The sequence below is a fragment of the Saprospiraceae bacterium genome (genome assembly GCA_016719615.1).
Lineage (GTDB): Bacteria > Bacteroidota > Bacteroidia > Chitinophagales > Saprospiraceae > Vicinibacter.
In genome coordinates this window covers 1-25117 of the sequence record JADJYQ010000007.1, presented here as the reverse complement: position 1 = coordinate 25117, position 25117 = coordinate 1, and the positions used below count along the sequence as shown (strand labels likewise).

Here is a 25117-nt window from a genome sequence, read left to right as displayed (position 1 = left end):
CCACGAAGGCACAAAGACCCAAAGGTCCACAAAGGATTGATTTGGGAGTCCCAACATGAAGGAATAGTTCAATAAAAATGGGATATACTATCGGGTGGATTATAGATCAAGGATTATAGATCAAAGATTAAAGATCAAAGATAATAGATGATAGATCAAAGATGATGGAGTAAAGATTTGAGATTATGGATGAATATTGACCAATGACTATTGCTTATGATTTATGGTACAAAGATTAGAGGTCAAAAAGTGCTTCATAATCCTGTAAATCCCGTCATTCTTATCAATCCTGTCTATCCTGTTCACATTTCCCTTTTCAAATGGATTTCCGCTTTCGGTCCAACCAAAATAGGTACTAACTCTTCTTCTACATTCGACATCTCCAGACCGAAGTCCTCTACGGCCGGCAAACTGAATTTTTTAAGCATTCGATAAGTTCTCACAACCCATTGCTCGAAGCCGGTGAGTTCTGTATCTGCTGATACACGGGTGTGCAATAAGATAAATTTAAAATCAGAATCAATATTGTGTTTGCGTATAGATGGATAGGCACTTTTAATGCTTACTTCTCCACTTGCTACCATTTGTTCTACGATTTCATGAAACATAGAGTTGACTCTGTGTTGAACCTTAAATCCGAATTTTAAATGAACAAAAAAGATCTGACCAGGTAAAATGGTGTCGACATGAAAGCTTTTTGAATAAGGATCGTCAACAATAGCAACATGTACAAACCAATAGACATCTGCCCGTTTTGGTTTTTTCCGCAAGATGGAATACATGATATTGGAATCAATCAGATTTTTACTTTCAGACATACTGAGATAAACCAAGTGACTGGATTCTTTGGATATTGAGTCATCGGTGATGACGTCTTTCAGAACCGGCACATAATCGTTGAGCGGAACGAATCTGGTATGTTTATTCCTGATCTTTTGTGCGTTGTAATGTACAAATACAACTATTGCAAAAACAACAGTCAAAATGAGTGTAAACCAACCACCGTGAAGCAGTTTATCAAAATTGGAGATCAGAAAAGTAGTCTCAAAACATAAATAAAAGATGAGTAAAGCCAAACCCAACCAAGTCTTATGTGATTTGATTTTGTAAAAATAACTCAACAACAAAGTAGTCATCAACATGTCAATGGTAATGGCCAAACCATAAGCTGCTTCCATGGCTTCTGCTGTTTGAAAAATAAGCTGCACAGCAATACATCCACACATCAGGAACCAATTAATGGATGGGATGTAGACTTGCCCTCTGAATTTAGAAGGATAGTTGACGCGCATCCGAAACCACAAATGCAGTTTCATAGCTTCGTTGACCAAAGTAAAGACTCCACTTATCAAAGCTTGGCTGGCTATTATGGTAGCAACAGTGGCGATTGCAATACCAATCGGTAGAAACCAAGCAGGCATGAGCTCGTAGAAAATTCGTGTTGTGGAAGTAATCGTTTGTCCGTTCAGATTTTCCAATAGCCAGGCAGCTTGACCAAAATAATTTAAAAGTAGACTTACAATTACAAATGACCAGCTTACCCGAATATTTTGTTTGCCACAATGACCCAAGTCAGAATAGAGAGCTTCAGCTCCAGTGGTGCAAAGAAATACTGCTCCCAATAACCAAAATCCCTGTGGGTAATGGATGAGGAGATTGATGGCATATTTAGGGTTAAATGCTGCTAATACTTCTGTGTGATCTATAATTTGAATGACGCCTAATGTTGCCAGCATACTGAACCAAATGAGCATTATAGGTCCAAATGTTTTGCCAACTGCTTGGGTGCCCACTTGCTGAAAAGTAAATATGGCAATGATGATACCGATAACGATCGGCACTGTCTTGATGCCGGGGAAAATGATAGTTAGTCCTTCAACCGCGGCCGAGATTGAAATTGGTGGTGTTATGAATCCATCAGCAATCAATGTGGCACAACCTATTATAGCCGGGTAAATCACCCAACTAGAATTGTAACGTCTCACTTTGGCATAAAGAGCGAATATCCCTCCTTCCCCTTTATTATCGGCATTGAGAGCAAGGTATACGTACTTGATCGTAGTAAGTATGATTAATGTCCACAGGACACACGATACACCACCTAAAACGAGTTCCGGAGAAATGACCTTCCCTTTGGTAATGGCTTGCATCACATAGAGAGGGGAAGTTCCTATATCTCCAAAAATAATCCCTAGAGTTATAAGTAGACCGCCGAGACTTAATTTGTGATGGTCATTAGGTGGTGGCATGGATGTGCAGACTTTAATTCGCGAAACAAAGCGGCAAAAATACAATGATATGTATTTAAATAGCGGTATTTTATTTGACAGATTACAAACTGCTGAAAAACAATGTGATGGGTTTTCACAAAGATTTAACCAAAGGAATGTGTCAGGCCGCTTAGTTTTGCAGTTATAAATGAAAAAACATGAGATCTATTTTTATTTTAATTCCATTAGCCTTGCTCTTTCAATCTTGTAATGCCCAATTTGATAAATTATTTAAAAAAGTTACAGGAATTGATCTCAATAACGACGATATTGCTTCAGGACTCAAGGAAGCTTTGACAAAAGGTGCCGTTAATGGTTCCGATCTGCTCTCTCAGAAGGACGGCTATTTTAAAAGTATCTATAAAATAGCTTTACCAGAAGATGCCAAACAAGTTTGTAACAAACTTCGGGTCATCCCGGGATTCAGTGGCATAGAAGAGGATGTGATCGAAAAACTGAATCGCGCAGCTGAAGATGCGGCGATCAAAGCCAAACCTATTTTTATAGATGCCATTAAACAAATGACCATCGCTGATGCATTAAATATTTTAAAAGGTGAAGATAATGCAGCTACCATGTACTTGACGCGAACGACCCGCAATGCTTTATACAATGCTTTCAAACCCCTTATAGACGAATCGATGAGCAAAGTTGGGGCCCTCCAATTGTGGAACTCGGCGATTACCCAATACAACCAAATTCCTTTTGTCAAAAAAGCCAATCCGGACATGTCTGATCACGTTACGCAAAAAGCTCTCGATGGCCTGTTTATGAAAATTGCAGAGGAAGAAAAAGACATCCGCCACAATTTATCCGCCAGAACATCAGATCTGTTGAAAAAGGTTTTCGCAAAGCAGGATAAGTAAACCTTAAGATTAAGGAGCAAAGATCATGCATGATGGAGTCACGGCATGAAGGTCTTATTCAATAAAAAGATGATGATGATGTCGTCCCGACATGAAGATCTTATTCAATAAAAAGATGATGATGATGTCGTCCCGACATGAAGATCTTATTCAATAAAAAGATGATGATGATGTCGTCCCGACATGAAATTCTTATTCAATAAAAAGATGATGATGATGTCGTCCCGACATGAAATTCTTATTCAATAAAAAGATGATGATGATGTCGGGAGGATTAAAGGCTGAAACTAACAAACGTTCGTTAGAATAATACATTTTACTCTTTGCTCTATAATCCATAATCCATAATCCATAATCCATCATCTTTCATCTATAATCCATCTTGCGTACCTACGGCACGCGGTTTTCGTAATCGCATTGTGCTACCCATATTTTGTCCCTACAGGACAGAGGAGCAAGAGTCAAGAGTCAAAAGTCAAAAGTCAAAAGCTCAATGCTCAATGCTCAATGCTCAATGCTCAATGCTCAATGCTCAATGCTCAATGCAATATTATTTAACAAGTAAAATTCGAAAAAATAAATTAAAAAAAGTTGAAATTTATTGAACTAACATTCGTTAGGGCGTGTTGTTTTCTAACAGACTAACAGACTAACAGACTAACAGACTAACAGACTAACAGACTAACAGACTCCATAAATCTCCCTCAAATCAGCTTCAGACCATACTTCCTGATCTTGCCTGCAGATCTCCATCAGCAGATCATCTTGTTTTCTTCCCTGTATCATGGCATCGTAGTAGCTAATGTCCGGTCGAAAAGTGACCAGCGCATATTTGGAATAATATTCCGGAAAAGCTTTTTCGAGTTGAATTTCCAGTTTGCGTTTGCGCTGAAAAACAGGATCGGCAACTTTGTCACGCATTTCAATAAAATTGTCTTCTGCAAGATCGGCAATGGCATCTCCATTTTTTTTGCGTGCTTTCGAGAAGGCTTCAAAGAGAGATGTCCACTCAGAATGCTGGTGGATTAGTTGATCGAGTACAAACACATCTTCAAATCCACAATTCATGCCTTGCCCGTAAAACGGGATGATCGCATGGGCTGCATCTCCGATCAAAAGGACTTTATCTTTATAATGCCAGGGTTCGCATTTTACGGTGTACAGATAACCTGTTGGATGTTCAAAAAATTCAATTTCAAGATCTTTTAGGAGAGGCACGGCATCTGAAAAATGTTCCTTATAAAAAGCTAACAACTGTTCGGTTGTTTGTAATTGTGAGAAACTTTCTTTTCCTTGGTAAGGCAAAAACAAGGTGGCTGTATAAGTGGCATCAGGATTTGGGAGGGCGATCATCATGAAGTGTCCCCTTGGCCAGATGTGTAAAGCATTTTTTTCAATGACAAATTCACCACCAGCCCCGGGAGGAATGGTCAATTCTTTGTATCCATAATTCTGGTATCGCTGGCTGTAGTCAAAATGAAAATGGGGCGTTTGGTCCAACATCCATTTTCGGGCTGCTGAGCCGGCACCATCTGCCCCGATAAGAATGGCTCGATCTCTTTTAATGATTTCTTTTTGTTGATTTTCAAAATAAAATTCCGAAGCATCTTTGCCAACGTTGACCAAACGATGGCCAAAATGAATACAATCAGGTTTTATTTTTTCGATGGCATCCATAATTACCATATTGAGGCTTCGACGGCTGATCGAGTTGATATATTCTCCTGATCGCGAGCTGTATTCCTGGAATTGCAAGTTTCCTTCTTTCGGATGAATCATCCTGCCAAACATGGGTATGGCATTGGACAAAACCTCCGGACCAATTCCGCAAAGTTCTAATCCTTTAATCCCTCTGTGTGAAAGTGCCAGATTAATCGATCTTCCTGCAGGAATATCTGTGCGGCGCATATCAGGCCGCGATTCAAAAAGCTCTACGTCGAAGCCAAGTTGAAGTAAGCGCAATGCCGTTAAACTACCTACCAAGCCACTACCAGCGATTAGAATCTTTTGATCATCCCTTTTCATAAACTGCGTTTTTAAAAATTTCAATAAATGTGGCGATATCTGTAAAGCTATTATAGAGCGCAACAGGAGCAATGCGAATCACATCGGGTTCTCTCCAATCTGCAATGACGCCGGCCTTACTTATTTTTTGGAAAATATTTTTATTGGCATCTTTTAAACGAATGGAAAGTTGCGCTCCTCTTTCGTCGGGCTGATCAGGTGTAAGGATTTCTATATTTGGATGATTCAATTCTTTGATCCATTGAATGACTAAGTTACCCATGGCAAGATTTTTTTCACGGATGGCTTTCATTCCAGCTTTTTGAAATATTTGTAAGGACGCCAGCAAACATGCCATGGGCAATATAGGTGGATTGCTCAATTGCCAGCCTTCGGCACCTGGCATGCATTCAAATTGAGGCTCCATTTTAAATCGTCGGGATTTATCATGGCCCCACCAACCAGCGAATCTCGCTAATTCCGGAGCCATTGAATGTCGTTCATGGACAAAACAGCCTGCCAATGTGCCCGGGCCACCGTTTAGATATTTATAGCCGCACCAAACGGCAAAATCAGGACCATCGTCATGAAGATTTAATAGGAGATTGCCGGCACCATGTGCAAGATCAAATCCAATTTTACAATCATGTGCATGTGCAAGTTGAGTGAGAAAAGATATTGGATAGGCCTGGCCGGTGTAATAATTCACGGAACCGATCAAAGCCAATGCAATTTGGTCTCCTTCGCGGGCAAAGACGGCTTCCATTTGTTGCCGACCCACATAATCTTTTCCCGGCTCCGGCTCCAATATGATCAATGCATCTTTAGGATCGTAACCGTGAAATCTTATCTGAGATTCAACTGCATACCTGTCTGAAGGGAAACTGCTGTATTCAATGAGTATTTTAAATTTAGTTGGCTTGGGTCGGTAAAATGAAACGAGCATTAAATGGACGTTTACCGTTAGCGTATTCATAATAACCGTTTCGATCGGTTTTGCGCCCAATAATTCAGCCATGGGTTCCGTCAGAAATTCATGATATTTAAACCACGGGCGTTGTGCATCATGGTGGCCATGTACTCCAAATTTTTCCCAATCTGAAAGTTCCTGCTCAATAATTGTACGAATTCCCTTTGATTGCAGACCTAAAGAATTGCCACAGAGATAAATGCAATCTTCACCTTCTGCATTTTTAGGAATGAGAAATTGTTGTCTAAATTCAGCTAAACTGTCTTTTTGGTCCAGCTGCCGGGCTAATTCAATTGCATGCATCTTATCTATCATTCTTACTTTAAAGCTGCAAAAATAAGTCATTTGGCTTAGAGCCGCAGGCAAGAATGTCTGGCTTATATTTACCGGATGGACTGGCATTCTGGCATTATCGGTTTTAAGCAATATCTCCAATTGGAAAAATCCTTGTCGGCACATTCTATACAAGCCTATATTCGAGATGTTGAAAAATTGAAACAATTTTCAATAGATTCACTGAATGGGTGCAATCCTCAACAGATCAAGTCAGAAGATATTGAATCTTTTTTAGCGTGGATTCATCAATTTGGTTTTTCAGAAACCTCTCAGGCAAGAATCCTCTCCGGAATCAAAGCCTTTTATAAATATTTATTGATCGAGAACATCGTAGTGGATGATCCAACGGAACTCATCGAAGGTCCGAAATGGATCCGAAAAATTCCGGATGTCCTCCGCATCGAGGAAATTGATAAAATTTTAGAGGCCGTAGACTTAAGTAAAGACTACGGACATAGAGATCGGGCCATCCTTGAAACTTTATATGCATGCGGTTTGCGCGTCAGCGAATTAACGGATTTATTATTATCCAACATTTATTTTGAAGATGGATTTATAAAGGTGATTGGCAAAGGAAATAAAGAAAGATTAGTCCCCATTGGAATGCAAGCCCTCAAACAAATCAATATTTATAAAAACGCCGAACGCAATCAGCATCAAATCAGCAAGGGACATGAAGATTATATATTTCTGAACCGCTTTGGAAAGAAATTATCCCGCATCAGCATTTTTAATATGGTCAAACATTATGTTGCCAAAGCTGGCATCAAAAAGGAAGTGAGTCCGCACACCTTCAGACATTCCTTTGCAACACATTTAGTAGAAGGCGGAGCCAATCTCCGGGCCGTACAGGAAATGCTTGGACATGAAAGTATTACTACCACTGAGATTTATACGCATCTGGATATACATTATCTGCGCGAAACGATATTGCAGTTTCATCCATTGAATAGGAGGGATTAGGGATTAAGGCTGAAGGCTAAAGGGAAAAGGATATATATGATTACGAGGTTTGATTAAATAGAGCACATTTATCTTTGTTCCCTACTTAATAGACAATAGTCAGTGGGCAATAATCAATATTTAATATTCATCCATAAGCTATCATCCTTGCTCAATTATTAATCCTTCGTGGTCCTTTGTGTCTTTGTGCCTTCGTGGCGAACCGGAAGTTCAATAGAACCGTGATCTAGCTAAAATGAAAAACTTTTATAACTTCCTCATTGTCTGAATCAGAATTTACAGAATTTAAGAATTTTCAGAATTGAATGCGATTTATTAAAACCTGCTCTGCGGAGTCTTCATCTCGCTTTCAGAAACTCTAATATTTTAAAATAACTTAAACAAAGCGGGATCCACAGGGGCGTCAGAAAAACTCTGTTTTCCAAGTGCAAGATGAATCGCAGCTATTTTTATTTTGTTCTCGCTCGCAAAGGAATTTTACTAACAACCAACAACTGTCAACTTCCAACTGCCCCTCACCTCCTCCTAACAAACGTTAGTACCAACAAAATTACCGACCCAAATTTCACGGCATTCAACATGATGAATAGGATAAGGGATGGACGGATGGCATCTTCCGGTTCACTCCAATACTTGAAATAGGGAAAATAGCGAATGGGAATTTCTACTTTAGACGCTAAAGTTCCGGAACAACGCATATTTTCGGGAATTTTCTGGTCCAGGCTCTCAATATAACCATCGTACCGCTGCTGATAAAGCGTTTGCCCCAAATTGTATTCATATAAATAGATGCGATCAGGATTGCAATCGTGCTGATAAAGGGCAGCACTACCTGAGATGGAAAAAAACCGGAGACCTATAGATCTGAAGGGGTCTTCGACCTGAAACCAGGGTAAAATAAAAAAGCAGGCTAAAAAAAAGACCAATCCTCGTAAAAGCCAGATCATAGAATGCAATTATTTGCCAAACATACATAAATTTGGCAGAGCCAATGATGAAAGATAAATTTTTACTTGTGGGTAGCCGGATCAAGGGTTTATATACTCGATACAAAGCCTTGGCATGGTATTATAAATGCCTGACCTGGATAGGATTAATTATTGCGGCTCATTTTTTATATCTCGTTTTACTCATCCTTGTATTTCCGCCTGTCACGACCACGCAATTGAATAGTATGATTTCTGGCAATGGTTGTTATCGGGATTATGTATCGCTGAAAAACATTTCCCCACATGCAGTTCTGGCAGTGATAGGTGCGGAAGACCAGATATTTATGGAACACAATGGCTTTGATTTTGAAAGTATTGAAAAAGCGCTCGAGCATAACAAAAAGAAACCTAAACGCACAAGAGGCGCCTCTACAATTTCTCTCAGCAAGTTGCCAAAAATGTTTTTCTTTGGCAAGGCAGATCCTGGCTTCGCAAAGGACTTGAAGTTTATTTTACGGTGATGATAGAACTCCTTTGGCCGAAAAAGCGCATCATTGAAATGTACCTTAACTGTGCAGAAATGGGCAAAGGTATATTTGGAATCCAGGCCGCATCAATGTCATACTTTAATAAAGATGCCCGGTTTTTAACCAGAGAGCAGGCGGCTATGATCGCAGCCAGCTTGCCAAACCCTAAAAGGTATAAAGTCAAACCTTTATCAAATTATGTTTCATTCAGATATCCATGGGTGCTTCAGCAAATGGATCAACTGGAACCCGATGTTCAGATTCAGACTTTGTTGCAAAGAGCATATAAACCTACTAAAGGGAAAAGACTAAAGCTTAAAGACTAAAGCTTAAAGACTAAAGCTTAAAGACTAAAGCTCAAAGCCAAAAGCTGAAGATTACAATTTATTTACGCAATCGAAAAAAATAGTAAGTTTTTAGCCACCAATTTTAATCAAAATCATCTGCGAGTAATCTGCGAAAATCTGCGGGAAATAAAGGAACATGAATCAATACCGAAACCTCGATTCAGTATTTCAATTTTATTTTTTCAATACTTTCAGAAGAGATTTTAATTTGTCTACATCCAGTGCATCCGGTATACCTAAATCCAAAACACTTTCTGTGAGCTCTCCAGGACTCCTCAGCGCACAATGAATTCTCCTACAACCACTTTCTTTAATAATCTGCTTCACATTGCTGGCATCTATTTTCCCACCTGCAACCATTTCAATTTGATGATTGATAGATTGACTCCATTTTTTTAAATTTTCTGCCCCTTCGGAAGCAGTATGTTTTCCTCCTGAACTTAGTATCCGATCAAATTGAAAATCGGTGAGCTGTTGAAGAATCTTATCAACGTGAGGAGTTGTGTCTATTGCTCTGTGAAACACGAGAGTACTCCCCATGGTAGCTTGCACAATTTGTTCCATAAATTTTAAATCGAGACTTCCATCCTCATATAGAGCGCCAATGACGATGGCATTTGCCCCGGCATCAAGCATTCTGGAAATTTCATCGAGTATCAGGACTTTTTCCAAAGTACTATAATGAAAATTTCCTTTGCGAGGTCTAATCAATACACCCAACTCACCGCTAAATAATTTACGGGTTTGAGAAACCATGGCCATACCGGGTGTAAGTCCACCACAACTTAAATCTATACACAATTCAATAGCAGGTATTTTATAAATCTCTGCTGCTTGAACGGAATGGATATCTGCACAGCATAATTCTATGACTGTGTTTAATGTGTTCATAAATAGAGTAGTGAATTAACGCAAACGCGCGTAGCGTTTTTCAGCAAATTCCCAATCGACGACGTTGAAAAACGCTGAAATAAATTCGGCTCTTCTGTTTTGATAGAGTAAATAATAAGCATGTTCCCATACATCAAGACCGATGACAGGCGTTCCTCCACAAGCTGTTGCAGGCATGAGAGGATTGTCCTGATTGGGCGTCGAACAAATTTCGAGCTTCCCGCCCGGTTGAACGCATAGCCAGGCCCAACCTGATCCGAAGCGGGTCATAGCTGCTTGAGAAAATTTTTCTTTAAAAGCTTCAAAACTTCCGAAAGATTCAGTAATGGCAGCTCCCAACTCATCTTTGGGTTCTCCCCCGCCATGTGGTGAAAGGCATTCCCAAAATAAACAATGATTGTAATAGCCTCCACCGTTGTTGCGAAGCGCCATATTGTTCATGTCAAGGTTTTTGAGAATTTCTTCTATGGTCATGGATTCCAGTGGAGTATCCTTGATGGCATTGTTCAGATTTGTAGTATAGGCTGCATGATGTTTGCCATGGTGGATTTCCATGGTGCGCGTATCAAAATGAGGTTCAAGCGCTTGATGAGGATAAGGAAGTTCGGGGAGTGTAAAGGGCATAATACTTGTTTTAATGTTGGTTTATAGTAAACGTAAATATACTATTTGAGTTCAGACCAGGACCTTTTTTATTGCTCAATTTCCGGGAATTGTTTTGGATTCCATTTTTTCTGTAAAATCGGGTGGAGAAAAACACTTAAGATCAATATCGTAGCACCTATGTAAAAATAGGTATTAAATTCTTTATGTTCACTAAAGACGAGTATGGCCAAAATAATCCCGTAAATGGGTTCCAGATTAAAGGCCAGCATGGATGAAAAAGCGCTCAGGTGGTGTAATGATTTGAGTGCCAAAACATAAGACACTACAGTGCATACATATGATAACAAGATCAGGTAAAGAAAATCCATTCCTGTGGGTAGAAATTTCATTTCGGGTTGATAGAAATACATAAACGGAATGATGATAGATAAAACCAGCCATACAGAAAAGAGTTCCAGCCAGGATATTTGAATGGCTGTCGCTTTCATGATATATTTTTTATTTAAACTGGCAAAAATGGCAGAAAATAGGGAAGCAAGAACTCCGGCTGCAAATCCCAGCCTGAAACTCAGGTCTATATTTTGTACAATCATCCACATGGATGGAATGGTGACCAATCCAGTGATCACATCCAATCTGTTTAAGGGCCTTTTATTGAACAAACTTTCAAAAAAAGCGGTAAAAATGGGAATAAAAGCCAGACAGATCATGGCTATCGACGAATTTGAAAGTTTGATGGAACCATAAAAACACATCCAATGAAAGCAAACCACAACGCCAATGCCCAGAAAGATAAAAATACTTCGGGGCGTCAGATTTTTGAGTCCGCCGGCCTGTTTTAAATTGGGCAACATCAAAATCCAGCTCATCAGTGCGCGCCACCAAACCAGGGTCAATGCGGGCAATAAGATGAGTTTACCTAAAATTCCCGTAAAGCCAAACAAAAAGACCGCGAGATGGAGGTTTAAAATGGCTTTTTGACGATCTGTGAGATTCATTTTGTAAATTGGTACAAATATCTATTTTTGTGCCCGCTTGAACAGCAAGATATGTACAGTTTAAAAATTGGCGAAAAAGCACCCGGATTTACCCTTATTTCCAATGAAAAGAAGGAAGTAAGCCTTACCGATTTTGCAAACCGGAATGTCGTCTTGTTGTTTTTTCCATTTGCTTTTACGGGTACCTGTACCAAAGAACTCTGTAGCATACGCGACCAGATGGATTTTTATGCAAAATCCAATGCACAAATTCTTGGGATCTCCGTAGATTCTCCCTATAGCCTGAACAAATACAAAGAAGAATTAAATTTGCCATATCCTTTGTTGTCTGATTTTAATAAGTCGGTTTCAAGATCTTACGACTGCCTTTATGAGGAATTTAATTTTGGTTTAAGGGGAGTCTCCAAGCGGGCGGCTTTTGTGATCGACAAAGAAGGCCTGCTCCGGTATATCGAAATTTTGGAGAATGCTGGAAATTTACCTAACTTCGACGCTGTGAACAGAACATTGGATAATCTCAATTGATTCAATTATGCCACAAACAAATCCTGGAACCTGGGAAGCCCTGGAAGATGAAGTCCTGTTGGAAGAAGCCACCGGCGAAGTATCTGAACTGATCGTGTTCAATGATGATGTCAACACTTTTGACTGGGTCATTCAATGCCTGATGGATGTTTGTAAACACAGCTTTGAGCAGGCAGAGCAATTATCACTGATCGTGCATTTCAAAGGCAAAGCTGTTGTCAAAACGGCAAGTTTCAATATTCTGGTCCCCATGAAAGATGCATTATGCGATCGCGGACTCTCTGCGGTGATTGAGACGATAAAGGTTTAAGGAGGAAGCTCAAAGCTCCCGACATCAGAAAATTATTTTTAAGAAGAAGCTGGTTCATGTCGGGAAAGCCAAAAGCCTAAAGCAATAATACTTAGGCAAGTAAAGTTTTGAAAATAAATTGAAAATAATTGTATTTTATTTGAACTAACATTCGTTAGGGCGTGTTTTTTTCTAACAGACTAACAGACTAACAGACTAACAGACTAACAGACTAACAGACTAACAGACTAACAGACTAACAGACTAACAGACTAACAGACTAACAGACTAACAGACTTCCTCCTACATTCCTACATTCCTACAAGCCTCCCGACATTATAAAGTTATTGCAAATAAGAAGTTTATTTATGTCGGGAAAGCCTACAAGCCTACAAGCAACATAGACGATGTTGTTTGGCTCTCGCCATTTTGATTTTTCATAATTACTAATTTAGATTGTTAAAGAACATTTCTAAACCTGTGTATAAGTATTAGTAATCAAAACAAAGACTGCACATTTTTCCAGATTGGCATTAAATAAATTTTATATAAACCCTGTTAATGACATTTCTTCTCAGGGTTTCTACTTATAGGGTATCAGGTTAAACCCTGAATTTTTCATTGAGTTTAAAAATGTAACTAAAAAAATTTGGTATGAATCTTTATAAGTTTTAATATTGTTATCTCATTTACATGTCACCCGTTTTCAATTCTGATTAAGCGTTCAAAACAAAGAAGAAATATTTGAATATTTTTTCTTTAGCGGATATTAAGCATTTTTCAAGGACATAGAAACTGTTTCTTTGATTCAGTTGGTAAAACATCCTTTTAACTAAAAATCCAAAATCAGAGTCTTTAAAAAGTCCTCAAAGTAATTTAAATTTGCCTACAGGAATCTATTTAATTAAATATCAGTTTCTTGATGGTTCAATGAAGGCAGAAAAAATATTTACTCCATGAATTATAGAATTTTTAAAATAATATTTTACCTTGTAATCCAACAGTTTTCATCAATTTCGCAAGTCCAAAACCTAAATTGGGTAATTGGGTATAATAATATTCCACAACCATCAAGATTTGGAAGAGTAATTTTAAATTTTCCAAAGACTCAATTAATATTTTACCAACTAAAGGAGGTCATAGATTTTATTTGGGTTTTGAGAATGCAAGTATTTCGGATAAAAATGGAAATCTTTTATTCTATTTTGATGGATTTAACCTTGGGAACAAAGAACATGGAATTGTTGAAAATGGTGATACATTGAATCCGGGGGACTATTGGAATGATTATCAGGGAGTTTTTTACCCTATAACAAACGCGTCCAGTTTTTTAACTATTAACGGTATGGAAAATCTTATCTATCTTATTCATAAAAGAAAGATTTGGGATTCAAATTTAAACACTCTTATTCAGATAAATTGTATTATACTTTAATCTCAATAAATGATAATGGTGGCTTAGGTAAAGTATTAAATAAAAATCAAATTATTCTGGAAGGTAAATTTATTCCAAACCAAATGGCTGTTTGCAAACATTCTAATGGAAGATTTTGGTGGATTATCAATCGTGATTATCACAAGTCAATTTATTATATTGTTTTACTGACTGATAATCTCGGATTTACTTATTGTTTGTGTTATCATTTATCCAATGAAAATGTTTTAATTTAATATTATTTGAAACAATTTGTTTAGTTATAATAAATGTATCTTGACCTTTCAATATATAAGAATTGGTGTCAATTATTGAAATTAAGTAAGCATACTTAATATTCATCATTTCATCATAAAATATTAGACTTTTACTTATAGAATCAAATGATGTTACATAATTTAAAGTAATGTCACAATTGTATTTAACAGTTGCAAAGCCTTCATTCTCAATAATTAATTGTTTCCAATTATTATCGACTTGATTTGCATTTTTTAAAGAATCAAAATTTTGTTTAAGTATAGTATATGAACCATACATTGTTGGTTGTATTTTAGATATTGCATCAAATTTAAATTTTTTTGAGCTTAAGGCAGAAATTGTTGAAAAAAAGTAGAAAACAATTAAAACCGTTTTTATTGCAACTAAATATATAGGCAATCTATTTGTATCTGCAAAATTGTATGGTTTTGTTTTAAGTGAAACATAATTACCGGAAAATAAGAACATGAAAATAGTCTTCAGATCTTTTGATAGTAGGCCAATAGTAAAAAATAATAAAATTGATGAAAATAACTTTACTGGTATATCAAAAAGTAATTTACAGCTACAATATTTATTGTCATTACAAGTGTGATCAGTGCGCCAAAAGTCGCTGTTCTTCTAAAGAGCAGAAAAAATGAAAGAACTTCTAAAAAGCCAATAAAGAATTGATATGAATGTGAGTACCCAAAATATGCCCAAGCTAGTTCCATTGGGCTTGATTCACCATAGGTTGTAGTTAAAGTTAGCAGATCAAATTGTGAGAATTGCAATGAAAACATTTTTGCAAAGCCATAGTAAATCATAATAAAGGCTAGATAATACCTTAGAATAAGGTAATTAAGCACTTCAAATTTTATTTCTCGTATTTTAGGTATAGTAAATAAAAAAATTGTGCAAATTATTGAAGTCAAAATTATTGCAAAAAAAATAATGAATTCAGAAGTTGTATCACCACTACCTCCAAAAGGTGACTCTGAGTTAAAAATGACTGCATTAAAAAAATAATTTATTCATTAAATCAAATGGCAATAATTTGCTTAATGGCTCCCAAATTAAATTGTTTATAATTCCATTAAAAGGTAACGCCCTATTGTTTTTAATGCAAAATTGAATTATAAATAGGAATACAAAGATTGAAAGAAATTTATTTAAATATTTTTCCATAAGTAGATAATGTAAATAAAGATAAACATTATTTATTACATATAACGAAATTTAAATATTTTATAGACAAAAAGTATCCGTATAATCAAGTAAATCTTGCATAATCAAATGCCACCAAATAGCTTTGTGAAAATTTAGTTTATGAGTATCCGTCCTACGAAGTACATCTTGCGAGAGACCCAAACACCCGATAGCTTTGCCAGAAAATAGTTTATATGACAAAGCAAGAATTTGAACTGCTGAAAATTGAATTGGAAACTAGCGGAATGTCGCTTAAAAGTTTTATGGCAACAAAGGGGTTCCCAATACATCAATTTCAATATTGGAGAAAGAAGTACTGTTTAAAGGAACCATCAAAATCAAAAAATGAATTTATTCAAATTGGATCTATCCAACCACCAAATTCAACAATTCGATTGGTATATCCTAATGGAGTGACGATCAACTTTCAGGCGAATCCCGGTTCAGAAACATTATTGAAACTGATCAATTCCAAAAGTTGATTCCGTTTACTAGCGGACACCGGTATTTTCTATATACCGGTATTACAGATTTCCGCAAAAGTTATGACGGACTGTTTGGAATTATTAAATCAATCATGCAAAGTAATCCATTGAGCGGTGACGTATATCTATTTACTAATAAACGGCGTAATCAAATACGGATGATGGTTTACGATACCGGAGGATTAGTATTATTGAGCAAGCGTTTAGATAGAGGTACCTTTGAAATTATGGAATCGCAAACTAATCATATAAAATTGAACATCAGTTGGACGCAATTAATGTGTATCATGCAGGGCATTAAATTGAACAGTATTCGTTATAGAAAGAGACATATAATTGGTGAAAAATATTTGAAAAATAATTATGTAAATTGAAAATAAATTGCGATCTTGTTGTTGTGATACAAGATTCAAATAAAGAAATTACAAATGAATATTTGCTTACGCAAATTGCAGAATACAAGAAGGAAAACGAATACTTACGCCAAGAATTAGCGCAATTAAAACGATTCATATTTGGAGCAAAATCGGAGCGATTCATAAGCAACGAACCACCTCTCCCACCGAATACATTATTTACACAAGTGAACGAGGAGGAGCAACCATTAGAAAATTTAACTGAAAGAATAACCCACACCAGAGAAAAGGCAGTACACAAACGCGGAGGAAGGAAAGAACTGCCAGATCACTTAAGGCGAGAAGTCATTGTACTGGAGCCAGAGGGGAAAACGGATGATATGAAATGTATTGGCAAAAATGTCACTGAAGAATTGGAGTACATTCCAGGAGTCATCTATGTCAATCGCTACGAAAGACCTAAATACAAAGACCCAAAGTCAGAAAAAATAATCATTGCTCCGATGCCTTCGAGAGTAGTTGATAAATGCATAGCTGGTCCAGATTTTATGACTTATGCTATTATTGGAAAGTATTTGGATCATAACCCATATTATAGATTCCTCCAACAACTCAAAAGAATGCATCAAGTGGATATCCCTCGATCGACTTTTGGAGGCTGGGGCAGTCAATATGTCAATGCATTGGAGCCCATTTTTGGTGCTCATCAAAAAGTTCTATCCGCTAATTATTTACAAACGGATGAAAGCCCAATCAAAGTGCAATCAGATGAAGTAAAAGGAAAATGTCATTTAGGATATATGTGGGTCAGCAGAGATCCACAAAATAATTTAGTCCTATTTACTTATCAAAAAGGAAGGTCAGCTGAATATTTTAATAATCATATCCAGGGATTTAAAGGTAAGTTACAAACAGACGGTTATAGCGTTTATGAATCCTGTGATAAAAATCCGGATTTTAATATGTTCAGTTGCTGGGCACATGCCAGAAGATATTTTGAACAAGCACTTGATAATGACAAACAGCGCGCAGATTACGTGTTAAGGCAAATTCAAATTCTTTATAAAATTGAGGAATCTGCCAAAGAACAAAAACTATCCAAAGAAGAACGACAAAAATGGCGACAGGAAAATGCCATTCCGGTTTTGAATACTATTAAAGAATTTCTTGATAAAAATGTAGAATCTATACTTCCAGCCAGTGCAATTGGAAAAGCCTTTGTATATGCAATCAAACGATGGGATAAGCTACTGGCATATACAGTTCATAGTGAAGTAGAAATTGATAATAACCTTATAGAAAATGCTATCCGTCCTTTGGCTCTGGGTAGAAAGAATTATTTGTTTGCAGGTTCTGAGGAATCAGCCCATAGATCAGCTATGGTTTATTCCTTGTTTGCTACTTGCAAGCTCCATGACATTAACCCATATGATTGGTTAACCGATGTCTTCCACAGAATTAAGGATCATCCTATAAATCGTATCTCAGAACTACTTCCGCAGAATTGGTGCAGGTCAACCCGAAGAAGAACATTGAGATTGTTGCCTAAGTGTACTTCGTGGGACGGATACATTACTGTTACAAATATTTAAGCAGTGTATCCTGGGTGTTACAATATAAAAAAATAATTGTGTTAATTATTTGTTAACATTACATTTTGCCGCTGTTTTTTAAATTAACTTTAGTTAGATTGACATTTTATAAAGCACATTCAAATATTGGAAAATTAGATTTTAATTGTAATTTCTACACTTTTAATTTTTATTAATAAAAAAGAATATGAAATTTTTCTTGTTCTTTTTGATACTCGTTTCTACTTGTTTTTACTTTTGTTCAAAACAAGAGTTACAAGATGGCAGTTCAGATGATAATGACATTCCTGTTTCTGGAATTGATGTTCAAGATCATCCTATATTAACGGATGCTGATTTTATAGCCCAAAAGCAAGCTATGTTAAATTTTTGCGATTCTCTGTTTTATGGAAACAGAGATATATTTCATAACGATACCACCCTTTTTGATACGATTATTGAGTCAACCGATCTTCAAAATACGCTAAATTCTTATGGTTTTGAAAATGTTACATCCATAATGGGTAACATAGCACTAATCGATACCCTTGGCACATTATTACAAAACAGATACCTGATATAGCAGAATTAAGTCAGTGAAAAAATTGAATTGATTGCTCTGATGGGTGAATTGGACGAAAACGGTGATCTACCTGAAGAGGATTGTTGTCCTGCTTATAAAAAGGCCCTAAAAGAATGTTTAATGAATGCAATTTTTGCTGTAGCCTCAGCTTGGGTGGCAGAGTGGGGTTGGGGAGCTTCAGTTGGGATAGCTATGAACGGAGTGGATAATGCTAACAGGTGTATTCGTGAAGCTGAGAAAAAATCATGCCGATTGCTGCCTGGAAATAACTAACAATAAAATTTTACCTTTTCGAAATGTATGTAGCATAAATAAACAAACATATGTCAGTTTTAACGAATATAAATAGAGCAAAAGTTTATTAAAATAGTATTATTCGTTATTTTAGTTTTATACTATTTTTAAGGGTGGTTAAATATAAAATTTTGAATATTTTAGGAATATTGGTGTTGAATTAGTAATGTTTATCATAATCATTGTCGCATCAAACTATTATTTATACTTGAAAAGTGAATTAGTAGACGAAAATAAACTGCTAAAAAATTTGGTTTTACAAATAGTAAAACTTATTTTATTTTAATTTTATTTTGACAATTTTATTTATTGGATTATTACTGTATTTAAGTATATTGTTGATTATTTAATTTCCACCATTCGTCTTCAAGTCTCCAAGCATATTGTTTAATCAGCACAGATAATTCCTGAAGTTCCTTTGTGTATATTTGAAGAACATATCTTCATTTCAAATTCAATACCTAACTTTCCAAGAGTCAATACATAAATTCAAATTGTTTTGCAATAGTTTTATATCCCTCTCCTTTTTAAAAGATTATATAACTATAGAATTAATAAAAATTTGAAGGAATATGTAATCTGTAAAATAATTAGTCAACATGGATGTTTTTATGATTCAAAAATCAAGTATGGTAAGTCAATTATACATACGGCTAATTGGGTTCAGGATTTTATTTTATACAATTCAGTAATAAAAACGGTTTCGTCAATTCATTAAGAGTAATTAAGATATAAGCTTGCTTGTTGGAAATAAATCAATAATTATTGGACAAGAATCAACATTTTCAAAGGTCGAAGTTTTACAAGCCTCCCAGACTTACAGACTATCAGACTCTCCGACTTCTCCACATCCCTAAATTCACTTTCTTATCCCATCTTGCAATCAACATGCAGGAATACAAACTCAACGAAAGTCATTATGAAATCCCAGACCTTGCAGATGGCATTTACGACGGCTTACTCATGGTAGGCGGGAGTCTGGAGTTTGAACAATTGCTGGTGGCTTATCTCAATGGAATTTTTCCTGGCACAATGAAGGCCAGCAAATCATGTGGTTTGCTCCCGTGCCTGTTGGTGCTGTTTCCAAAGAAACTGAAGATCGCGAAGAGTTTGAAATTATTGATGAAGAAAAATATTTTTCTATACAGTGTGGATTGCAATTTTTTGGATGTGATGCTTCAATGCAAAACGGTGGCCCGGCATGGCGAACACGGAAGCTGGATACACGGCGATATTATTCAAGCTTTTTCAGATCTGCATGAAAAGGGTTTGGCGCATTCCCTTGAAATATGGAAAGAAGGAGATTTGGTCGGAGGATTGTATGGTCTGGCGCTTGGAAAAATGTTTTGTGGGGAATCGATGTTTTTTAAAGAAAGTAATGCTTCCAAAATAGCTCTGACAGCATTATGTATCGAACTCATCAGACGGAAATTTAAGTTTATCGATTGTCAACAGGATACACCACATATGAAATCAATGGGTGCTGAACTCGTGGAACTTGAAGAGTTCCAAAATCTGTTGCAGCAGAATAAAAAGCATGCCCTTATCGGACAATCCTGGAAACAAGACCCTCGTCCTATTACTTCAGATGATCTGATGCAATTCACTTAATTTTGTGCACATTATCAATTGAATAGCATTATGAAAGCTTACCTCGTTTTTTTAATATTCCTACTTGCCTCTTTCAACTTAACTGCACAGCTCAGACCCGATGCTTTGAAGGATGACCAGCAAGCTCCACATTACATACAACTTATGCACAAAGAAGTTCCTAATGTATTTGAAGTAGAGCGTGCCTATAAATTATACTATGCTAACCTTCCTTTTACTAAGAATACTTACAGTCAATATTATAAGAGGTGGATGCTTTGGGCAAGGAAATTTATGGATAATCAGGGCTATGTGCTGGGCAACTGTTAAGCAACAATTTGAGCCGGCTACGGTGGACTTGTCAAGGCCGGACATGAATAGCCCGTGCGATGGGTCCGCTCCGTATAGCCTTGACAAGTTCAACGAAACGGCATATCTTTGCTTAACAGGTGAGCAGGACAAGGATGATGCACTAGTAATAAACTGTTTTCAAAATTCTGTCCAGTTTATTGGGTGTTAAGACAGATGATATTCGGAATCCATGATTAAAATTTTGTTTTACCTTTCTATGGAATCTTTTAGTCTTATTTATTAGGGTTCCATAGAATTTTTCAATCATTTAAAATGAAAGTAAATCTAAGTACTTTATTGATTATTATTGCCAATTTAAATGCTTTGATTGTTTATTCACAGAATCTTAATTATTTCAAGAACATCTTTACCTCATATATTTTAATCTCACAAGACAAATTAAACGAAGCTGCCAATATACTAAATAATGAAATCGATTCTTGTTCATCTTCAGCAGATATTTGGAATACCCTATTATTAAATTTAAATTTAAAGAATGAAACAAAATCAGTTGAATTAATTAATATTTTACTAAAAAAAAACAAAAGAGAGTGTCTTTTAACTAATAAATATTTTGTTGAATTTCTTAATATACCAACAATTAAACTAGCGATGGATAATCCATTAATACATCACTCATCCTTGATGTATTCAGGATTAGATAGTATTTTTTTGCACCTTTATGAAACAGATCAATTCTACAGATCTTTTGGATTAAATAACGAAAAAACAGCTTACTATTATAATGATTTAATAAAAAATATTGACTCAATAAATTCTATTATTCTAAATAATACCATTATAAAAAATGGATTTCCATCATACTGTAAGATTATCGATATTTCAAGAGATATGAAAATTTCAGCATTAGAGATATTGCTACTTCATTCCATAGAAATTGGGAATTTGGATATAAAGCAAATCGTTTATGATAATATAAAAATGGCAAAATTAATCCCTTAATAGGAACTTATTTTGAATATTAATAACAAACGGAATAATTCAACTCTTAACTGTCGAAAACCTTCATGTTAATCAATTCTTCTATTGCAATGATAATTATTACAAAATTATTAAACAGAAATCCGAAATTGATTTAATCAACGATTTAAGAGTAGAATTAAATTATCCTTCATGGGAAACTGTGCAATCCTATGTATTGGATTGTATTAAATTGGGAAATAAATTGAATGGTTATTTGCTTCCATTTACACAATTTATTGCAAAGACAGATTCAAATACTATTAATATTCTGGAAGCCAAAGGTAAATTGGTTTTAGTTAATTAGTAATAATGATACTTTTCTTTTCTATTGCTTGTTGAAAATAAATCAATATTCATTGATCAAGAATCAACATTTTCAAAGGTCGAAGTTTTAAATGCCTCCCAGGCTCCCAGACTATCGGACCCCCCTACCCCCCTCCATGCCTAAATTCCATTTCTTATCCCATCTTTGCAATCAACATGCAGGAATACAAACTCAACGAAAGTCATTATGAAATCCCAGACCTTGCAGATGGCATTTACGACGGCTTACTCATGGTAGGCAGGGTCTGGAGTTGAACAATTGCTGGTGGCTTATCTCAATGGAATTTTTCCTCGGTACAATAAAGGCCAGCAAATCATGTGGTTTGCTCCCATTCCTCAGGGCTGGTGCTGTTTCAAAGAAACTGAAGATCGCGAAGAGTTTGAAATTATTGATGAAGAAAAATATTTTTCTATACAGTGTGGATTGCAATTTTTTGGATGTGATGCTTCAATGCAAAACGGTGGCCCGGCATGGCGAACACGGAAGCTGGATCCACGGCGATATCATTAAAGCTTTTTCAGATCTGCATGAAAAGGGTTTGGCGCATTCCCTAGAAATATGTGAGTATTCCGGCCAAAATGAGCCACTGATTCCGGAGCAAATTGAGCCACCGATTCCGGAGTAAAGTGAGCCAGGGATTCCGGAGCAAAGTGAGCCACTCAAGGCAGTATGATTTGAGACCTATTTTGAAGTAAAAATTACTTCAAGATGGCCAATCAAATTGTATCTATGCAAAAGCTAAGAAAACTATTAAAATTGACTTTGGAAGCCTTATCTGATCGTAAGATTAGTCAGCTTACCGGAATGTCGAGGAATACCATTGATAAATACAAAGAGGTATTCGCTAAGCATCCTTTGAGTTATCAACAATTACTTAAACTATCGGACAAGGAGTTATATTCTATTGTCTACCCTCCAGCTGAGCAAGACCCAGTCATGATGAATTATATCGTTTGTTCCCAGATATGAAAAACGATTAACAAAAGTTGGAGTGACCAAACTTTTGCTCTGGGAAGATTACAAAGGGAGTTTCCTCAGGTGTTCAATACTCCCAATTTTGTGAACATTTTAAACGCTATGAAAAAAGTCAGCAACTCAGTTATGTGTTTGATCATAAAGCCGGGGATAAAATCATGATTGATTTTGCAGGTAAAAAATTGCACTTATTGGATCCCGATTCTGGTGAACCTACTCCAGTCGAAGTATTTGTTGGTATTTTGCCTGTAGTGGATACACATTTGCAATCGCTATTCCAAGTCAAACCACACCTGATTTTTTATACGCATTAGAATCAACTCTACATTATTTTGGGGGCGTTCCACAGGCGATCGTTACTGACAACCTAAAGCCTGCTGTAAACCGTGCCAGCAAGTACGATCCTGAGTTGAATAAAAGTATGGCAGATTTTGCGGAGCATTAGATGCCGCAGTATTACCTACACGCACGCAAACCAAAAGATAAAGCCTTAGTTGAATCTGCCATTAATATCCTATATATACCAGAATTTATGCTCCGCTCCACGACAAAAAGTTTTCATAGCCTTCGAGACTTGAATGAAGCCATTCGTATATTGCTTGATAAGCACAATAGTATTCTTTATCAACAAAAACCATTTAGCCGCAAACAACAATTTGATTCAGTAGAAAAAATCAACTAAAACCATTGCCTGAACTAAAATTTGAATTTAAAAAATATCAACAAGCAAAGGTTCAACCCAATTGTCATGTATTGCTTAGCGAGGATCGCAAGTATTACTCTGTACCATACAGTTATACTGGTCAAAAAGTTGATATTGGGTATACCGCCACAACCGTGGAAATATTTTCAAACATGAGCGAATAGCCCTACACCAAAGGAATAGAACATGGAGCAAGTATACTACCAATGGAACTCATTTGCATCCCAATCACCAATATTACCGTCGCTGGAATAAAGATTTTTTTTGTCCAGGAAGGGGCTAAGATAGGAGAACATACAATTCGTTTTATGGAACAACTATTTGCGCAGAGCAAACATCCTGAGCAAGCTTTTAAAAGCTGTCAGGGGTGCTCCATCTTGCAACAAAAACGGAAACGATAAGGTAGATCAGGCTGCTGGAATCTGTCTACAATTTGATTATGTATCATACCGGAAATTGGAACAAATTCTCTCAATGGATTTTCAAAATATCAAATGGGACGAAGCTTCTCCAACCCAATTGGATCTTTTCATGAAAATATCCGAGGTCAAATGTATTATAAGTAACCTTTTTAAATTATCTATATGAATCAACAAAGTACTTTAGATTCCATGCGCAACTTGCGGTTAACTGGAATGGCCGATCGATACGAAGCCATTATTCATTTACCAGCACACCAAAAACCAGATGAATCCATTTAATTGGCCAATTGGTAGAAGCTGAATTTTTGCACCGTAATCATCGCAAAACTCAAACTTCTGTAAAGAATGCAAAGTTTAGGTATCAAGCTAATCTTAACGATGTGATTTGTACACCACAAAGGAATCTCTCAAAAGAAATAATTTCTTCAATATCGGATTGCTCGTTCATAGATCGTGGTGAAAATATTATCATTACCAGGTGCTACAGGTTGCGGGAAAAGTTTTCTTGCATCTGCTATCGGATATCAAGCTTGTATTAAAGGCAAACGTAAGCTTATCTTTCATTACCTAAACTGTTTGCAAAATTAAATCAGATAAATTGGATGGTGCATTCCGCAAAGACATTGATAGACTTGAAAATAAAAATCTTGTTATTTTAGATGACTGGGGTTTGACTCCCCTCGATACTCAGGCTCGTTTAGCTTTGTTGCAAATAATGGAAGATAGACATAACAGATATTCCACCATAATCGTCTCTCAACTTCCTGTAGCTGCATGGCATCAATATACAATGAAAATACCATTGCCGATGCTATCCTTGATCGTATAATACATCAAGCTCATAGAATTGAACTAACCGGTGAATCTTTACGCAAAATGTCAAAATTAATCAACAATAATTACTTTTGGCTTATGGTCTTTTATCTACTTATTTAGTGGCTCACTTTGCTCCGGAATCCCTGGCTCACATTCAACCGGAATTAGTGGCTCAGTTTAGACCGGAATGGGTGGCTCAGATTGCCCGGAATATTCAAAATATGGAAAGAAGGAGATTTGGTCGGAGGATTGTATGGTCT

General features: G+C 36.4%; 23 protein-coding genes and 2 pseudogenes. 17 read left to right on the top strand and 8 right to left on the bottom strand.

Translation table 11 applies throughout. The features are described from left to right. Positions 1 to 302: 302 nt before the first annotated feature. The gene (locus IPM92_14670) at positions 303 to 2249 is read right to left on the bottom strand and encodes a KUP/HAK/KT family potassium transporter (GenBank protein MBK9109573.1); all 1947 of its coding nucleotides are present in this window, start codon (positions 2247 to 2249) and stop codon (positions 303 to 305) included. Positions 2250 to 2428: 179 nt separating this feature from the next. On the opposite strand from IPM92_14670, the gene IPM92_14665 reads away from it, so the two are divergent. Further along, positions 2429 to 3136, top strand: a complete 708-nt coding sequence (locus IPM92_14665; GenBank protein MBK9109572.1) for a DUF4197 domain-containing protein — start codon at positions 2429 to 2431, stop codon at positions 3134 to 3136. A 681-nt stretch (positions 3137 to 3817) separates the two neighbouring features. On the opposite strand, the gene IPM92_14660 is transcribed toward IPM92_14665, so the two are convergent. Beyond that, positions 3818 to 5161: an FAD-dependent monooxygenase gene (locus tag IPM92_14660; protein ID MBK9109571.1), complete on the bottom strand. Its 1344-nt coding sequence runs from the start codon at positions 5159 to 5161 to the stop codon at positions 3818 to 3820. Next, positions 5148 to 6425: a kynureninase gene (kynU, locus tag IPM92_14655; protein MBK9109570.1), complete on the bottom strand. Its 1278-nt coding sequence runs from the start codon at positions 6423 to 6425 to the stop codon at positions 5148 to 5150. Before kynU ends, IPM92_14660 begins: the two co-directional genes overlap by 14 nt. 75 nt (positions 6426 to 6500) lie before the next feature. Between kynU and xerD the strand changes: the two genes are divergently transcribed. Further along, positions 6501 to 7409 (top strand): site-specific tyrosine recombinase XerD, encoded by a 909-nt coding sequence (xerD, locus tag IPM92_14650; GenBank protein ID MBK9109569.1) that lies wholly within the window; start codon positions 6501 to 6503, stop codon positions 7407 to 7409. A gap of 515 nt (positions 7410 to 7924) precedes the next feature. Here xerD and IPM92_14645 read toward each other — a convergent pair. Beyond that, positions 7925 to 8356, bottom strand: a complete 432-nt coding sequence (locus IPM92_14645) for a hypothetical protein (GenBank protein MBK9109568.1) — start codon at positions 8354 to 8356, stop codon at positions 7925 to 7927. A 47-nt stretch (positions 8357 to 8403) separates the two neighbouring features. Between IPM92_14645 and mtgA the strand changes: the two are divergent. Continuing rightward, a pseudogene (gene mtgA / locus IPM92_14640) lies at positions 8404 to 9191 on the top strand (monofunctional biosynthetic peptidoglycan transglycosylase). A gap of 195 nt (positions 9192 to 9386) precedes the next feature. On the opposite strand, the gene IPM92_14635 reads toward mtgA, so the two are convergent. The 3 genes from IPM92_14635 to IPM92_14625 form a co-directional block, all read right to left on the bottom strand. Next, positions 9387 to 10103, bottom strand: a complete 717-nt coding sequence (locus IPM92_14635; GenBank protein ID MBK9109567.1) for a hypothetical protein — start codon at positions 10101 to 10103, stop codon at positions 9387 to 9389. A gap of 15 nt (positions 10104 to 10118) precedes the next feature. Beyond that, positions 10119 to 10727 carry a superoxide dismutase gene (locus IPM92_14630; protein ID MBK9109566.1) on the bottom strand — a complete coding sequence of 203 codons (609 nt, stop codon included), beginning with the start codon at positions 10725 to 10727 and terminating at the stop codon, positions 10119 to 10121. Positions 10728 to 10795: 68 nt separating this feature from the next. Further along, on the bottom strand, positions 10796 to 11707 hold the full coding sequence (locus IPM92_14625) for a DMT family transporter (protein MBK9109565.1): 912 nt from the start codon (positions 11705 to 11707) through the stop codon (positions 10796 to 10798). Between the two features lie 51 nt (positions 11708 to 11758). Between IPM92_14625 and IPM92_14620 the strand changes: the two genes are divergently transcribed. Next, positions 11759 to 12232: a redoxin domain-containing protein gene (locus IPM92_14620; protein MBK9109564.1), complete on the top strand. Its 474-nt coding sequence runs from the start codon at positions 11759 to 11761 to the stop codon at positions 12230 to 12232. Positions 12233 to 12239: 7 nt separating this feature from the next. After that, entirely contained in the window at positions 12240 to 12542 is a 303-nt protein-coding gene (locus IPM92_14615; protein MBK9109563.1) for an ATP-dependent Clp protease adaptor ClpS, read from the top strand. A gap of 1600 nt (positions 12543 to 14142) precedes the next feature. On the opposite strand, the gene IPM92_14610 is transcribed toward IPM92_14615, so the two are convergent. Next, positions 14143 to 14682: a hypothetical protein gene (locus IPM92_14610; protein ID MBK9109562.1), complete on the bottom strand. Its 540-nt coding sequence runs from the start codon at positions 14680 to 14682 to the stop codon at positions 14143 to 14145. A 914-nt stretch (positions 14683 to 15596) separates the two neighbouring features. Between IPM92_14610 and IPM92_14605 the strand changes: the two genes are divergently transcribed. The 12 genes and pseudogenes from IPM92_14605 (at position 15597) to IPM92_14550 (ending at position 24977) form a co-directional block, all read left to right on the top strand. Then, on the top strand, positions 15597 to 15884 hold the full coding sequence (locus IPM92_14605) for a hypothetical protein (GenBank protein ID MBK9109561.1): 288 nt from the start codon (positions 15597 to 15599) through the stop codon (positions 15882 to 15884). Then, positions 15881 to 16261, top strand: a complete 381-nt coding sequence (gene tnpB, locus IPM92_14600; protein ID MBK9109560.1) for an IS66 family insertion sequence element accessory protein TnpB — start codon at positions 15881 to 15883, stop codon at positions 16259 to 16261. Before IPM92_14605 ends, tnpB begins: the two co-directional genes overlap by 4 nt. Then, positions 16258 to 17835 carry an IS66 family transposase gene (locus IPM92_14595; protein ID MBK9109559.1) on the top strand — a complete coding sequence of 526 codons (1578 nt, stop codon included), beginning with the start codon at positions 16258 to 16260 and terminating at the stop codon, positions 17833 to 17835. Before tnpB ends, IPM92_14595 begins: the two co-directional genes overlap by 4 nt. A 187-nt stretch (positions 17836 to 18022) precedes the next feature. Then, positions 18023 to 18397, top strand: a complete 375-nt coding sequence (locus IPM92_14590) for a hypothetical protein (protein MBK9109558.1) — start codon at positions 18023 to 18025, stop codon at positions 18395 to 18397. Positions 18398 to 18436: 39 nt separating this feature from the next. After that, positions 18437 to 18670: a hypothetical protein gene (locus IPM92_14585; GenBank protein ID MBK9109557.1), complete on the top strand. Its 234-nt coding sequence runs from the start codon at positions 18437 to 18439 to the stop codon at positions 18668 to 18670. A 909-nt stretch (positions 18671 to 19579) separates the two neighbouring features. Further along, a complete protein-coding gene (locus tag IPM92_14580) occupies positions 19580 to 20302 on the top strand; it encodes a leucyl/phenylalanyl-tRNA--protein transferase (protein ID MBK9109556.1) in 723 nt (240 codons plus the stop codon). 30 nt (positions 20303 to 20332) lie between these two features. Next, a complete protein-coding gene (locus IPM92_14575; protein MBK9109555.1) occupies positions 20333 to 20611 on the top strand; it encodes a hypothetical protein in 279 nt (92 codons plus the stop codon). A gap of 294 nt (positions 20612 to 20905) precedes the next feature. After that, positions 20906 to 21595 carry a hypothetical protein gene (locus tag IPM92_14570; GenBank protein ID MBK9109554.1) on the top strand — a complete coding sequence of 230 codons (690 nt, stop codon included), beginning with the start codon at positions 20906 to 20908 and terminating at the stop codon, positions 21593 to 21595. A 668-nt stretch (positions 21596 to 22263) separates the two neighbouring features. Further along, on the top strand, positions 22264 to 22566 hold the full coding sequence (locus IPM92_14565; protein MBK9109553.1) for a hypothetical protein: 303 nt from the start codon (positions 22264 to 22266) through the stop codon (positions 22564 to 22566). A gap of 104 nt (positions 22567 to 22670) precedes the next feature. After that, a complete protein-coding gene (locus IPM92_14560; protein MBK9109552.1) occupies positions 22671 to 22910 on the top strand; it encodes a hypothetical protein in 240 nt (79 codons plus the stop codon). A 134-nt stretch (positions 22911 to 23044) separates the two neighbouring features. After that, positions 23045 to 23230 (top strand): hypothetical protein, encoded by a 186-nt coding sequence (locus IPM92_14555; protein ID MBK9109551.1) that lies wholly within the window; start codon positions 23045 to 23047, stop codon positions 23228 to 23230. 973 nt (positions 23231 to 24203) lie between these two features. After that, positions 24204 to 24977: pseudogene (locus tag IPM92_14550) on the top strand (ATP-binding protein). Positions 24978 to 25117 lie beyond the last annotated feature (140 nt).